The organism is Nonomuraea sp. MTCD27 (assembly GCF_041950495.1).
Lineage (GTDB): Bacteria > Actinomycetota > Actinomycetes > Streptosporangiales > Streptosporangiaceae > Nonomuraea.
In genome coordinates, this window is record NZ_JBGNUW010000016.1 from 220,400 (window position 1) to 235,062 (window position 14,663).

The following is a 14,663-nucleotide window of genomic DNA, read 5'->3' on the forward strand; positions in this document are numbered from 1 at the left end:
CCGCTCGTAAGCGGACTATCGGAGCGCGTGGTAACTGAGGCTTAACAGCCTAAGGATTCTGGAGAGATTCCCCGGACAAGGAGGTGGCCGGACATGACCATGGATCCCGGAAATGGTTCCTGGTTCGCGGAAGATCCGGCCCCCATGGGGCAGGAGCGGGTGGTACAACGCATCTGCGCCCGCGTGGCCGGGCCGGTGGCGGGCGCGGGTGTGCACGTCGCCGGGCTGCCGCTGGGCGGACTCCAGGTCTGGCTGGACAGCCCCCGTCACCGTTGGCGCTTCTATCACCGGATGGCCCGCGAGTTGCGGCTGGCCGGTTGGCACACGGAGACGGGCCCTGATCGGCTGCTGTTGCTCGGGTGGAGTGCGGTCTGCCTGAGCCACCGCGCCAGGATGCTGGCCGCCGCCCTGACGGGTCGGCTGGCCGACTTCGACAAGACGGCGTTCATGGCCGTCATGGTCGCCACCCGGCTGCGTCATGAGGCGTTCCCGGCCGAGGACCTGCCCGACGAGGTGGAGGCTCGCTGCGCCGACGCGCTGCGCTGGCCCGCCCGGCTGGCCGATCTCGACGGCCTCGAACGCTGGTCGTCGCTGGAGCCGATGCGGCTCAGGCTGGCGCAGGTGGCCGGGCTGGAGGCCAAGGTGAGCCGTCGCTGCGGCGAGCATCTCGCCCTCGCCTCGAAAGTCGCGCGTACGGTGGCCGGTGGTGCGGGACCGGCCCGGCCGCGCGCGGCGGGCCCCCGAGCGGGGCTGACGGAGCGAATGGTCTGCGTCAGCGTGCCCAACGAGGTCGAGAGCGCGGTGACGGCGCGATGACGCTGACACCCCTACGCGAGCACCGGGCCGTACCGGTCCCGGCGACCGCGATCTCGGGGCGGCCGACCGACCTCCTCGGCCGGCGGAGCGTGCTCTCGCTCGGCCTGGCCCTGCTCTGCCTGGGCGCGACGGCGGTCATCACGGCCGCGCCCTGGCAGGTGCTGCCGGGAGGGCGGCCGGCTCAGGGCATCGGTACCGCGATGATGTGCCCCGTCGCGCTCGCGCTGCTCCTCGGCGCGCTGCCGGCAGGCCGAAGGGCCCGGGGCATCGCGCCGGCGTGCGTGTGCGCCGGCGCAGGAATGCTGGCGCTCGTGTGCGCTGGCGCAGGAATGCTGGCGCTGCCATCCGGCGGAGGGTGGTTGTCGGCCGAGTACGGCCGGCCCGGCCCGTTCGCCGTCTGTGCGGGACTGATGGCAGCGCTCTTGGCGCCGGCCCCGGCGCTTCCCCACCCCCCCGGCACCGAGCGGCACGTGCCCGACTTAGTCGGTTCGGTGCTGTTGGCCAGCGCGGTAGCGGCTGGCGTGCTGGCCAACTCAAGGGGTAGCGCCTGGGGTCGGCTTTCTTCCCGCCTGCGGGTCTGCGCGGCCTCGTTCGCCGTGCGCGGCCCCGGCGGGGGTTCGGCTCTGGGCGCCATCGGCACGGGAGCGGTGCTCGGGGGGCGATCGGCGTGACGGGCGCCACGGTGCTGATCGGCCGGCCCTTCCTTGACGGGCCGGCGCCCGGGCACGCCTCCGTGCTGGTGGCCGTTCCGCCGGCCGCCGTTCTGCTCGCCGCCACGGCGCTGGTGCGGGTCGCCGGGGCGTCGGGACGTGAGACCGGACCTCGATCTCAACGCGCGGCGGAAGAGGGGCCGGCAATACCACGCCGGCTCCTCGCCGGGCCGCGCATCGGCTTCGACCAGGTACGGAGCGAGGCCGCGAAGGAGCCGGCCCGCTTCGACGTTCGTGATCCATCCCCCATCCGATCCGGCAACCCGCGATAAACAGGAGCGATCATGCTCACCGACGAGCTGCGCAGGTCCCAACCACACGAAGTCCACGCGCGGGGCGTACGGCCCGGCGCGCCGCAGCCGCCCCAGGACGAGGATCCGGGCGGCACCCCGCCGGCGGCGGGATCGGCGCGCACGGTGCACCGGCTGCGCCGCATCCGCCAGGTGTCCGTCGAGGCCATCACCGAGATCGACCAGGCCCTGACCCATCGGACACCGCGGCACCGCGCCATCTGACCTCTTCGCCTTCCCGCACAGGAGGAAACCCATGCGCACCGTCCGGGGCACCCAGTGAGCCGCGGCAGGGTCGGCGTGATCGTGGCACCCGCGAACCCGTCGGCGGAACCCGAGCTGACCCGCCTGCTCGGCTCGCGGGCCGACATGCACGTCGCCCGCCTCCCCGTGATGCCGGGGGCGTCCCTGGCCGACCGGCTGGAGAGTTACAACGAGGCCCTGCCCGCCATGGCGGGCGCGTTCGACGGCCTGCGGCTGGACGCGATGGTCCTGGCCTGCAGCGAGCCCCGCTACCTGCTCGGCCCCGACGAGGACCGCGAGCAGTGCGCCGAGCTCACGGCGGTGACCGGGGTGCCGTTCGCCACGGCGACGCTGGCCACGCGCGAGGCGATGGAGCACGTCAGGGTGAGCGACATCGTGCTGGTGTCCCCGTACCAGCCCTGGGTCACGGAGCTGGCCGAGCGGTTCTGGAAGACGGCCGGGCTGAACGTCACCCAGGTGGTCCAGGTACGCGCCCAGGACGGCTACTCCTCCTACGCGGTCACCCCGCCCGAGCTGATCAGCCAGGTCGAGCTGGCGGAGCTGCCCGGGGACGCCGTGCTGCTGTTCACCGGCACCGGGCTGCCGACCCTGCCCGTGCTCGGGCCGCTGGCCAGCGGCAACGACCGGATGTTGCTCACCTCGAACCTCTGCACGGCCTGGTGGGCCCTGTCCAGAGCCGTCGGCCGGCACGTGACGCTCAGCCGCGTGCCCTACCGCCGTCACATGGCGGCTCACGGGAGGCGCACGGCATGAACGGCGTCATCGTGGTGGGAGCCGGGCCGGCCGGCCTGACCGCCGCGCTCTCGCTGGCCCGGGCCGGGATCCCGGTCACCGTGCTGGAGCGGGAGAGCGAGCTGCCCCGGCAACCGCGGGCGTGCACGTTCCACCCGGCCACGCTGGACCTGCTGGACGACCTCGGCGTGGCCTCCCGGCTGGTGGCCGGGGGCCGCGTGGTGGACCGGGTGCAGTGGCGCGACCGGTCGGGGATCGTGCTGGCCGAGATGGGCATGAACCGGCTGGACGGCCTGACCAAGCACCCGTTCCGGATCCACGCCGACCAGGCTTCGCTGACCCGGCTGCTGCTCGCCGCCCTCGACGTCTACCCGGACGTGGACGTGCGGTTCGGCACCCACGTGGACGGCGTGGCGGAGGGTGGCACGGGAATCCGGGTCCGCGTCGGCCACACCTGGACGCGGGCCCGGTACATGATCGCCGCCGACGGCGCGCACAGCACCGTACGCGGCTCGCTGGGGCTGCCGTTCCCCAGGTCCGGCTATCCGACCCAGGCGCTGCGGGTGTTCACCGACTCGCCGCTCGACCGGCTGCTGCCGAGCCTGGCGCCGCTGACGTACGTACGGGACGTGCAGCAGTCGTGCACCCTGCTCGGCCTGCCCGACCACTGGCGGATCATCTTCAAGATCCCGTGCGACGCGCACGAGCCGCTGTCCCCGTCGAACCTGTCCCTGCTGGTCCGCCGGGCCCTGCCGGGCGCGGGCGGGCCGATCCACGTAACGGGCGCCGACCGGTTCGGGCTGTCGCGGGGGGTGCTGACCTCGTACCGGTGCGGGCGGGTGCTGTTCGTGGGCGACGCGGCGCACCTGACGTCCACGGTCGGCGGGCTCAACATGAACGCCGGCATCCACGACGCGGCCGAGGCCGGCCAGGTGATCGCGGCCGTGATCGGCGGCTTCGCCCCGCCCACCGCGCTGGAGGCGTGGGCCTGGCGGCGGCGCTCGGTGGTGCTGCAGCGGGTCATCCCGCGCCGCGAGACGCGGCTGGCCGGCGTGCGCGAGCGCGACAGCGCCCGGCTCGCGGCGGCCATGGCGGGCCTGCGGGCCATCGCCGGCGACCCCGACGCCACCCGTGCCTACCTCGCGCAGGCGTCCCTGCTCGACACCCTGCCCAAGTCCGCCGTGTCCGACTCCGCGGGGAGGGCCTGACCGACATAGACGCGTCCGCGTACCGAATGGAGGAGGTGACACCGGATGTGGCGAACCCTGTCCGACGACGCGCGCCAGGCCATTCGTGACCTGTGCGACAAGCACGGAGCCCGCCTCTACGACTACTGCCGCACCGAGCTCGCCGCCGGCGACGCCGAGCAGGCGGTGGCCGGCGCCGCGATGACGGCGCACCTGTACGCGGACCGCGTGGTGGATCCCGCCCTGCGGCGGCCCTGGTTGTACGCGGTGGCCCGGGCCCACCGGGCGGTCGTGGCCAAGCCCGCCAGCATCGGCTCGTGGTCGCGCCCCGGCCGCATGTCGGAGCTGCTGCCCGAGGCGCTGCTGTCCCTGGAGCGCCCGCAGCGGGAGCTGCTCGACCTGTCCGTCCGGCACGGCCTGGCGGACCCCGAGCTCAGCGTGCTCTTCGAGCTGCCCGAGGACGAGGTCCGGGCCATCGTCTCCCGGGCCGCCGCCGGTCTGGAGGAGTGGTTCGCCGCGATCATCGCCGCCCGCTCCCCCGACGGCTGCACCGACTTGACCGCGCGGATGGCGGAGTGGGTCGCGGCCCCCGGCCGGCGGGCCAGGGCCCGGATCGGCCGCCACATCCAGACCTGCGCGACCTGCCGGGCCGCGCCGAGGACCATGACGGCGGGGGCGCTGCTGCGCCGCCTGCCGATCGCGGCACTGCCCGGCACACTGCCCAACCGGCTGGCATCAGCGCAGCCGTTGCCCGGCGAGGGGCCACTCTGGCGGGCTGACGGCTTTCCTGTGCAGGCACGCACACTGGTGGAGAGCGGCTCCTCGTCGCCGCCTCCGCCGGTCGCTGACGCCACGCCGCCCGCCCCGGTCGCCGGCCCCACGACGGCGACCTCGGGAAAGCCCTGGTCGGCGGCGGGCGCGGCTGCCGCCGACCAGGAGCACCCGCCCGCGCCCGCCGTGCGCGGGCGGCACCCGTTCACGCCGCCGAGCCGGACGCGGCCCTTCCGCGGCGGCGCGTACGGCGACAAGCTGGTCTTCACCGCCGCCACCAAGGGCGAGAGCAACGGCGTGCACAGCAACGGCGCCGTCATCCGCTACGGCGGCATCACGCTGTCGAACCTGCAGCAGACGGCCGGCGGGGACGGCGCTCAGTGGCAGGAGTACTGGCGGAACCAGCCCGACGACGACGATCCCGAGCCGGGCACGCCGATCAGGGCCGTGGCCAGGCTCGGGCTGATCGTCGGCGTGGGCCTGCTGGCGGCCGGCCTGATCTGGGCCGTCATGAACGCCCGCGAGCACCCGGTCACGCTCACCAAGGCCGCCGCGCAGACGAGCGCGCTGCTGGAGGAGCCGTCGCGCTGGGTGGCCGAGGTCACCACCGAGAGCCCCACCGGTGGCACCACCGGTGGCACCACCGGTGGCACCACCGGTGACACCGCCGGGTCCGCGCTCAAGGCCATGCCCAGGAAGACCGCGCTGCCCAGGCCCGCGCCGCCGGTGGCCCGGCTGTCGCCGTCGTCGATGTGGCTGGGCGCGGAGCGTACGGGGTCGTTCGCGCTGTCGTGCACCGGCCGGTGCGAGATCACCTCGGCCACCGGCACCGAGGGCGTCGCCGTGTCCGGGACCCGCTTCCGGATCAGGGAGCGCGACGCCTGCGATCCCCGGCCGGGCGTGGAGCGGGGGAAGATCACCGTCCGGTGGACCGGCCGGACCACCGGCGACGGGCGGCGCACCGGTGGCACCACCGCCGCCGGCGGCACCCTGACGCTGAACGTGGCCTGGACCACGCTCCCGCGGGACGACGGCGACGGCGGCCACTGGAGCGGGTGCCGGTAGGGGCCCGGGGCCCCTACCGGCCGGGGGATCAGAAGAACTGGAACTCGGGCTCGGGCGCCGGCAGCTCGATCCGGTCGGGACCGCGGAACTTGGCCTTGTCCTGCGGCACGTCGGCCAGCGGCGTGCCCAGCACGAACGGCACGGTCACGCTGCTCTTGGCCAGGTCGATGGTGACGTTCGCGCCGGTGCCGGCCTCGTCCGTGTAGGTCGAGTCGGTGCCGGCGACGACGAGACCGATCCGGTGGCCCTTCTTGAACGTGTAGTCCTGCGGCAGCGTCAGCCACTTGACCTTGCCATACGTGCCCACGGGCAGCGGCGCGGACTGGCTGAGCGAGTCGCGGTTCTGCACGTCGATCCAGCCGCGGGCGACGATCTCCAGCGGGCGGGTGGCCACGTTCGTGACGACCTTGCGGTAGCAGGCGTCGTCGTCCGCCGTGCTCTCGCCGTGGCAGTCCTCCTCGGTGAGCGTGGTGATGCCCTGGTTGCGGCGCCAGTCGACGCGGGTGTCCTCGCCGAAGTCCACCAGGAGCGCGGTGAGGTTGGAGGTGGGCTTGTCCAGCTTGACCCGCAGGTCGGCGGTGGGCGTGCCGGACAGGCGCAGGTTGAGCGGGAGGGCGCCGGTGGTGAACGCCACCCGGCCCGGGTTCGCCGTGCCCACGTCGGCCACCATGTCGTTCTCGCTCATGGCGACGTCGGTGAAGGAGGCGGTGCTGTTCCTGGCGGCGGGCCGCAGGCCGAGCGAGCCGTCGGCCGACGGGCGCAGCGACGCCTTGAGCGCGAACGGGGCCGGCCAGTCGCGCTGGGTGATCCACTGCGCCGGGGCGATCTCGACGTCGGCGCGGGGCTCGTTCACGATCCCGTTGCGCACGCCGTGCAGCCAGTAGTCGAACCAGCGGTGCAGCGTGTCCACCCACAGGCCCCTGCGGTTCTCGAAGTCGAACGGGTCCACGTGCTGGGTCTGGCCGACCCAGATCTTGCGCGGCACGTCCCGGTCGGCCAGGGCCTTCCACCAGGCGGAGAAGTTGTCGGGCTTGACGTTGAGGTCGTTGACCGTGTGGATGACGAAGACGCTGGCCTTGACCTTGGAGGCGTCGCCGAGCAGGCCGTTGATGTAGTCACGCTCGGCCCAGAACGGGTTGTAGTTGCCCGTGTCGTCGCCGTCCTGGGCGTCCATCTGGTCGCGTACCTGCTGGCACTTGGCCTCGGGGTCGGTGTCGACGTAGTTGGCCAGCCAGGAGGCGTAGTCGTAGTTGTAGACGACGCCGTTCGAGCGCTGGTACTTGTACCAGGAGCTGATCGCCGAGATGGGGACGATGGTCTTGAGGCCCTCGACCCCGGTGGCGGCCACGGCGTTGGCCAGGGTGCCGTCGTACGACTTGCCGATCATGGCGGCCTTGCCGGTCGTCCAGTCGGCCACGGCCGGGGTGCCGTCCGCGCGTACCGCCTTGGCGCGGCCGTTCAGCCAGTCGATGACGGCCTTGCCGCCCAGCACGTCGGCCTTGCCGCCGATGTCCGGGCAGCCGTCCGACCTGGTGGTGCCGAGCATGTCGACGTTGAGGACGGCGTAGCCGCGGGGGACGAAGTAGTTGTCGTAGAAGAGCGGAAATTTCGTGACATTTCCGGCGGCGTCGTAGACCTTGCGCTCGGCCTCGTTGCCGCGGCCCGAGTTGTCGTAGTACGGGCTCTCGTCGATGACCACCGGGACCTTGAGCCCCGGTCCGGACTCCTTGGGCCGGATGATGTCCACCCTGACCTTGTCGAGGTTGCCGTCGAGGTCGCTGTCGACGGTCGACTCGACGTACACGTGCTCACGGACGGCGTCCGCGTAGGAGAAGACCGGCTGTGTGCGGCCGTTCTCGACGGTGATGACAGGACCGGCAGCGGCCTGGGCCGGGGTCGCGATCGCGAGGGTGAGGGCGACTGCGAAGAGGGCTGGGCGTAATTGTGACACGCATGTCCTCCGGGACAATTGACCAAATAAAGCGCAATCTCTCAGACAGCCCGGGAGGTGGCAAGATCCCAGGTATGGATGTTCGGGATCGGGTCCGGGGCTGCCTCCTGGGCGGAGCGATCGGTGACGCGCTCGGGGCGCCGATCGAGTTCCAGTCGTTGCGTGAGATCCGCAGGGATCATGGTGCCGACGGCATCTCGGGATATGTCACGACCTGGCGCGGTAAGACCGGCCTGATCACGGACGACACCCAGATGACGCTCTTCACGGTCGAGGGCCTCCTGGCCGCCCGCGCCGCCACCGCCCAAGCTAGCGGAGCGGGTGGCGAAGGTCTCGGCGCCGCGCGGGAACCGGCGGAGGTGGTCGGGGAGGTGGTCGGTGCGGTGCGGCAGGCGTACCTGCGCTGGCTCGACACCCAGCGGAACCCCGATCCCCCGCCGGCGGCCCTCCCCCACCAGACGGGCCGGCTGCGGGAGGAGACCTGGCTCTACTCCCGGCGCGCACCGGGCAGCGCCTGCCTGTCGGGCCTGCACCGGCCGTTCCCTGGCCCGGCGGCGTGGGGCGAGCCGGGGCCGGTGAACCCCGACTCGAAAGGCTGCGGCACGGTGATGCGCTCGGCCCCGTTCGGCCTGGCCCGGGCCGCAGGGCCGTCCGACCCAGGCCGGACCACCGCCGGCGAGCCCTCCGATCCAGGCCGGACCACCACCGGGGAACCGTCCGGTCCGGGGCGGGGCACCGCCGGCGAGCCCTCCGATCCAGGCCGGATCGGCGCCCGAGAGGCGTTCGAGCTGGCCGCGGCCTGTGCCCAGATCACCCACGGCCACCCGACCGGCTACCTGGCCGCCGGCGCCTTCGCCGCGATCATCGCCCGCCTGATGGCGGGAGCGGCCCTGGAGCCCGCCGTCCGCCAGGCCATGGACCTCCTGTCCACCTATCCGGGCCACGAGGAGACCACCACCGCGCTCCGCGCCGCCCTGCTGCTGGCGGCGACCGGGGAGCACTCGCCCGAGGCGGTCGAATCGCTCGGCGGCGCCTGGGTGGCCGAGGAGGCCCTGGCCATCGGCGTCTACTGCGCCCTCGTCGAGCCCGCCGTGGACAGGGCGCTGCTGCTGTCGGTCAACCACTCGGGCGACAGCGACTCGACCGGCTCGGTGTGCGGCAACCTCCTGGGCGCCCTCCACGGCACCGCCGCCCTGCCCGCCGCGTGGCTGGCGCCGCTGGAGGGCCGCGACACGATCGAACGCCTCGCCGCGGAGCTCGCCTGACCGTGCCGTGGCCGTCCCACCATCCGGACCCATCCCCCGGCAGGATCTAGGGTGGAGATTCTTCAGCCGATGAGGAGAGAGTTCATGCGTAACGTCGCCCGGACCTCGCTCGTGGACGCCGCCATCGCCGAGCTCCGCCGGGAGATCTCCGAAGGGGTATGGCCGGTCGGCACCAAGATCCCGTCCGAGAGCCGGCTCGCGGAGAGCCTGGGCATGAGCAGGCTGTCCGTACGGGAGGCGGTGCGGGTCCTGGCCCACGCGGGCCTGCTGCACACCCGGCAGGGTGACGGCACGTACGTGACCGCGACCGACGAGTCCAAGGTCGCCCTGCGCCGGCGGCTCGACACGGCCGCCGCCATGGACATCATCGACGTACGCCGCGGCCTCGACCTCGTCGCCGCCCGGCTGGCGGCGGGCCGGCGCACGGAGGAGGACGTGGCCGCGATGCGCGAGACCCTGGCCCGCCGCAACGCGGCCGGCCGGGCCGGCGACCTCGACGGCTTCGCGGACGCGGACGTGGACTTCCACCTCCAGGTGGCCGACGCGGCGCACAACCCGCTGCTCGCGGACCTCTACCGCAGCATGAGCGACGCCCTGCGCGACAGCGTCCGGGACCAGGAGCAGGCGGCGCTGGATCCGGACACGTCGCACGAGGAGTTGCTGGGGGCGATCGAGGAGAGGGACGCGGCGAAGGCGATCGCGGTCTGCGTCGCCATCCTCGACCAGCAGGAACGCGACCTCTGACCCCACCCCGCCACACCCACCCACCCGCCTCTCCGCCCGGCCCGAACACCACGGGCCCGATCCACACCACCGGGCCCGCGCTCTCGGCCTCCGAAGGCTGGGTCACGACGGGGCTGCGGCTGTTGGGATTTCCAGACAAAGTGTGATTCGTACGGCAAGGTCTTGGGCAACGCCGATCTTCGCGAGGTGCCCGCATGGACTGGCCGACCTGTCCCTCCTGTCGCACCGCCCTGTCCGGCCCGGTGGACACCTGCCCCGACTGCCGGCTGCACCTCCGAGGCCGCGCCGCCTCCGACTACCTGGCCGCCGCGGCCGCGCTCACCAAGCTCGAGCAGCGCCGTACCGAGTTGCTGAAGCGCCGCGACCAGGCGCTCGCGGGCATGCGCGCGAGCACCCCCACCGCCGTTTCCACCGCCGGGGCGGCACCCGCCGAGCCGGTCCGGGCGCCCGCGCACGCCGCCGAAGCCGGACCGGCGGCCGAGGCCGCGACGACCCGCGACCCCGCCCCGGCGGCCGAGGGGGTGCGGGGGCCGCGGCGGGATCTGTCGCATCGGGCGGTACAGAACCTGCTGCTCCTGCTCGGCGGGGTGCTGCTGTCGATCGCGGCGGTGGTGTTCACGCTGGTGAGCTGGCAGGTGCCCGCGTTGCGGGCGCTCATCCTGAGCCTGTTCACGCTGGCGGTGCTGGCCGCCCCCTGGCTGCTGGTACGCCGCCGCCTGGTCGCGACCGCCGAGACGGTGGCGCTCATCGGGCTGGTGCTGATCCCGCTGGACGGCGTCGCCATCACGCAGATCTTCGACGACGGCCGTCCCTCCGGGGGACCAGGGCTGGACCCCTTGTGGGGCTACTCGCTGGGCACCGCCGCGCTGAGCGTGATGTGGGCCCTGTACGCGTGGCGGGCTCCCCTGCGCCTGCCCACGCCGGTCGCGATCGCCCTGGCCCAGGCACCGCTGCCGCTGGCCGCACTGGCCGTCCAGCAGGGCCCGGCGCCCGCTCTGGCCTGGGTCGCCGGGGCCCTGGTGGCCACGGCCGCCTTCGACCTGGCCCTGTGGCGGGCGGCCCGGCGGGCACGGGCCGCCGCCGAGTACGTGACCACCGCCGTGGCGGGCTCGCTCGCCTGGGTCGCCAGCACGGGGCTGGCCGCGTACGTGACGGTGGCGAACGTCGACCTTCCCCGGCCCGGGATGGCGCTCGTGCTGGGGGTCGCCGCGGCGGTGGCCCTCCTGTGGGCGTCCGCGACGCGGGCCCGGGGGGCGCGCGCGCTGATCGCCGCCTGCGCCGCCCTCGCCGCGGCGGGCGCCTGCTGCGCCGTGCCCGCCTCCATGGTGCCGCCTTCGTGGCGGCCCGCCGTCGTAGCGGGCGCCGGCCTGCTGGTCCTGGTCGCCGCCCTCAGGCTTCCGGTACGCCTGCGGGACGGCGTTCGTACGGGCGGCGCGCTCGTGCTGGCGGTTACCGCCGCGTGGAAGGCGTACGCGGTGGGCGCGGTCGCGATCGGCCCGCTGGGCTGGCTCACGTCCATCTGGCGGGACGTCACCGGCCGCGCGTCCGACCTGCTGGGGCCGGGGCTCGTCTGGCACGATGCCGAGGCCACGCCCGTCGTGATGGCGGCCGTGGTGGCGGGGCTGGCGCTCGTGCCGTCTCGGGGCGGCGAGCTGTGGACGGCCGGGCTCCGGCGTACCCTCTTGCTGGTCTCGGCCTCGCTCGCCGTGCTCACGGCGCCGGTGGCGGCGGGGATGCCGTACGAGGCGGCGCTGGCCGTGGCCGTGGCGCTGGCGGGCGCGCTGCTCTGGACGGCCGCCCGCAGCACGCCGCCGAAAGAGCCGGGCCCGGACACGACCTCCGGGCACAAGCGCCTGGGCGGCGGGTATGTGGCGCCGCTGTGGCTGGGCGGGTACCTGGCCGTGCTGGTGGCGTGCTGGGCGCTGGCTGATCGGGAGGGTTCGGCCGCGGTGGCGGGCGGGCTGCTGGTCGCGCTCCTGGCCTGCGCCGTCGCCGGCCGGCCGTGGGCCGTGCAGGCCGTGGGCGGGGCTGGAGCGACGCTCGCCGCCGCGATGCTCGTCTGGGCGCTGTTCGGGAACGGGCCGGCCGCGGCGCTGGCGCTGCTCGGCGTGCGGGCCGCCACGCTCGTCGTGACCAGGCCGTCGCGCAGGCTGGCCGCAGCCGTCGTACGGGCTCGGCGGACGAGCCGCACCCTCGCCCTCGGCTCCCTGGACCGGCTGACCAGGCTGGTGCGCCCGGGCGGGCGGACGGCGGCGGAGGCGGCGGCCGTGGCGGTCGGGGTGTTCGCGCTGGCCGGGCACTCGCTCCCGGTGGAGTGGCTGGCGCTCCTGACGGCGATCGCGGCGGTGCTGGCGGCGGCCTCGGCGTGGCGGCGGCCCAGAGGCCCCTGGCGTACGGTGGCGGCGGTCGAGGCGTGCGTGCTGGCCGCGCTCGCGCCGCTGCCGCTGAGCAGTGCCGTCGTGCCCGCGCTCGTCGGCCCGTACGGCTGGCTGACCCACGCCTGGGCGGGTGCGGCGGAAGGCGCGCGGGAGGCGCTCAGCCCCTCGGGCCCGTGGCACGAGCAGCCGATGTTGCTGCCCGTCCTGGTGCTGGCCGGTGCCGCCGGTACGTTCGCCGCCTGGGCCCGCTGGGGCAGGCCGGCCGCGATGGGGGTGGCGAGGGTTGCGTTCCCGCTGGCGGCCACGACGTTGCCGGTGGTCGCCGACCTGCCGTACTGGGCGGCACTGGCCTTCCTCGTCGCCCTCACGGCGGGGCTGGCGCTCTGGTCGGCGATGAGCCGGTCGGCCGTGGGCAGCGCGAGCCTGTGGACGGCGACGCTGGCGGTGTCCTGGTCGCTGGCCGACCGTACGGCGACGCTCGCGGTGCTGGCGGCGATCGTGGTGACGTGGCTGGTGTGCGCGTTCCGGGGCAAGGGCTCGCCGGTGACGAGCGTGGCCTCGACGGTGGCCGGGCTGGCGGTGGGGGCGGAGAGCGTGGCGGCGGCGCTGGGCGGCGGGCTCGGCGAGACGAACGCGGCACTGGTCCTGCTGCTGGTGACGGTGCTGCTGTCGCGGGCCGCCGCGCTGCCGAACCTGCCGGGGGCGGTCGCGGGGCCGCTGGGCGGGGCCGCGCTGGCGTTGTGGCCGGTGGCCATGGTCCTGTCGCAGGACGTGGCACGGTTGACGCTGGTGCTGGCCGTGGGCGCGCTCGCGCTGGCCGGGGCGGCGGGGCGGTTGCGGGCGGGGACCCGGGTGGGCGCGTACGTGCTGGCGGGCCTGGTGGCGGGGGTGGCTCTGCTGCCGCATCTGGCTGTGTGGGGGATGGCGCTGGGGCTGCCGTATGCGGGGATCGGCCGGCCCTGGAGCGAACGCTTCGGGGGGTGGCCGATCCTTGCCCGGTCGTTCGAGGCCCGGGGGGAGGCGTTCGTGGTGGATCCCGGGTTCGAGCTGTCGGCGGTGGTGACCGCGCTGGGGGTGGGCGCCTTCGTGGCGGTGACCGGCGTGCTCGTGGCACGCGGGCTGCGTGGCGCGCTCGCCGGGCGGGCCGTGGCCACCGTGGTCGTACCGGGGTGCCTGGTGCTGGTGCCGGTCGCGGGGGATCTGGCGTACCCGTGGGTGCTGGCCTTCTACGGGGCGGTGCTGGTGGCGCTGACCGCGCAGGCGGTCTCGGGGGTCCGGCCGGGGGTGGCGGGGGTGCTGGCGCCGGTGTTCGGCGGGCATCTGGTGGTGTGGTCGCTGGACGTGGAGGCGTACACGCTGGCGGTGCTGGGCGGGGTGGCGGTGCTGGGGGCGGTGGCCGGGGTGGCGGCACGCAGCGAGACCGCGCGTACGGGTGCGGCCGCGACGTCCGCGATCGCGGCGGGCGGGCTGGCGGCGGCCACGGCGCTGTCGGCGGGGCTGCGGGTGGAGCAGGCGGCCTTCGCCGTACTCGCCACCGCCGCCCTGACCGCCCTCGCCGCCACCCGCCTGTCCACCCTCCCAGCCATCGCCCTCCCCACCACCGCCCTCCCCCTCGGCCCCGCCGCCGGACGCCGGGTAATCCGGATGGCACCGAAAACCGAAACGCCGGTCCGACACCCCACCCCTGCGGCGGCGCAAACCGAAGCGGACAAGCGGCGGCCGGTTCGAGCGGCGACGGGAGCCGAGGCCGACGAACGGCAGACGCTGCGGGTGGCGATGGAGGCCGGGGCGGACGAGCGGCGGCCGGTTCGGGTGGCGGTGGGGGTTGAGGTGGCCGGGTGGGGGCTGGCCGCGGCCGCGCTCGCCATGGCGGTGCGGGACCCGAGCCTGCTGAGCCTGGCGCTCGCCTGCACCGGCGGGCTCGCCCTGGCCGTCGCCGCCCTGCGCCGGGACCGGCGGCGCGCCGCCTGGTTCGGGCTGGGGCTGCTGCAGCTCGCCCTCTGGCTGCGGCTGGCCGACGTCGGCGTCACCGCCCCCGAGGCGTACACCCTGCCCCTCTCGGTGGCTGGGCTGGTCGCGGCGTGGACGGCCAGGCGCCGCGACCCGGGGATCTCCTCCTGGAGCGGGTACGGCCCGGCGCTGGCGCTGACGTTCCTGCCCAGCGCCTACGCCGCCTGGAACGACCCGGCCCTGGCCAGACCGCTGCTGCTGGGCGTGGCCGCGTTCGCCGCGACCCTGGCCGGCGCGTGGACCCGACTGCAGGCACCGCTGATCCTCGGTGGAGGGGTGCTGGTGGTGACGGCGGCGCACGAGTTCGCGCCGACCCTCGCCGAGCTGATGGGCGAGGGCCCGCGCTGGCTGCCGATCGCGCTGGCGGGCGCGTTCCTGCTGTTCACCGGCGCCACGTACGAGCACAGGCTGCGCGACCTGCGCAAGATCCGCCGGTTGATCGTCAGGATGCGCTGAGCGGCTGCCCTCACCGGTCGTGGA

11 protein-coding genes are annotated in these 14,663 nt (G+C 74.7%); 10 read left to right on the top strand and 1 reads right to left on the bottom strand.

All coding sequences use genetic code 11. From position 1 onward, the window contains the following. Positions 1-93 precede the first annotated feature (93 nt). From ACBJ59_RS39800 to ACBJ59_RS39830, 7 genes are read left to right on the top strand one after another with little or no spacing between them, the layout of a single operon-like run. Positions 94-816, top strand: coding sequence for a hypothetical protein (locus ACBJ59_RS39800; protein WP_375115301.1), 723 nt, complete (start codon positions 94-96; stop codon positions 814-816). Beyond that, positions 813-1,487 (top strand): hypothetical protein, encoded by a 675-nt coding sequence (locus tag ACBJ59_RS39805; RefSeq protein ID WP_375115302.1) that lies wholly within the window; start codon positions 813-815, stop codon positions 1,485-1,487. The genes ACBJ59_RS39800 and ACBJ59_RS39805 overlap by 4 nt, the downstream gene beginning before the upstream one ends. After that, positions 1,484-1,798, top strand: coding sequence for a hypothetical protein (locus ACBJ59_RS39810; protein WP_375115303.1), 315 nt, complete (start codon positions 1,484-1,486; stop codon positions 1,796-1,798). Before ACBJ59_RS39805 ends, ACBJ59_RS39810 begins: the two co-directional genes overlap by 4 nt. A gap of 12 nt (positions 1,799-1,810) precedes the next feature. Next, positions 1,811-2,041, top strand: a complete 231-nt coding sequence (locus ACBJ59_RS39815) for a hypothetical protein (protein WP_375115304.1) — start codon at positions 1,811-1,813, stop codon at positions 2,039-2,041. Positions 2,042-2,095: 54 nt separating this feature from the next. Then, positions 2,096-2,833, top strand: a complete 738-nt coding sequence (locus ACBJ59_RS39820) for a hypothetical protein (protein ID WP_375115305.1) — start codon at positions 2,096-2,098, stop codon at positions 2,831-2,833. Further along, a complete protein-coding gene (locus ACBJ59_RS39825) occupies positions 2,830-4,020 on the top strand; it encodes an FAD-dependent oxidoreductase (RefSeq protein ID WP_375115306.1) in 1,191 nt (396 codons plus the stop codon). Before ACBJ59_RS39820 ends, ACBJ59_RS39825 begins: the two co-directional genes overlap by 4 nt. Before the next feature lie 45 nt (positions 4,021-4,065). Next, a complete protein-coding gene (locus ACBJ59_RS39830; protein WP_375115307.1) occupies positions 4,066-5,835 on the top strand; it encodes an RNA polymerase sigma factor in 1,770 nt (589 codons plus the stop codon). Between the two features lie 28 nt (positions 5,836-5,863). On the opposite strand, the gene ACBJ59_RS39835 is transcribed toward ACBJ59_RS39830, so the two are convergent. Beyond that, entirely contained in the window at positions 5,864-7,786 is a 1,923-nt protein-coding gene (locus ACBJ59_RS39835; protein WP_375115308.1) for a Xaa-Pro dipeptidyl-peptidase, read from the bottom strand. Between the two features lie 74 nt (positions 7,787-7,860). On the opposite strand from ACBJ59_RS39835, the gene ACBJ59_RS39840 reads away from it, so the two are divergent. From ACBJ59_RS39840 to ACBJ59_RS39850, 3 genes are all read left to right on the top strand, one after another. Continuing rightward, positions 7,861-9,051 (top strand): ADP-ribosylglycohydrolase family protein, encoded by a 1,191-nt coding sequence (locus tag ACBJ59_RS39840; RefSeq protein WP_375115309.1) that lies wholly within the window; start codon positions 7,861-7,863, stop codon positions 9,049-9,051. Positions 9,052-9,135: 84 nt separating this feature from the next. Further along, complete coding sequence (locus tag ACBJ59_RS39845) at positions 9,136-9,795, top strand: FadR/GntR family transcriptional regulator (RefSeq protein ID WP_375115310.1); 660 nt, start codon at positions 9,136-9,138, stop codon at positions 9,793-9,795. 194 nt (positions 9,796-9,989) lie between these two features. Continuing rightward, positions 9,990-14,639 carry an SCO7613 C-terminal domain-containing membrane protein gene (locus ACBJ59_RS39850; protein WP_375115311.1) on the top strand — a complete coding sequence of 1,550 codons (4,650 nt, stop codon included), beginning with the start codon at positions 9,990-9,992 and terminating at the stop codon, positions 14,637-14,639. The last annotated feature ends 24 nt before the right edge of the window (positions 14,640-14,663 follow it).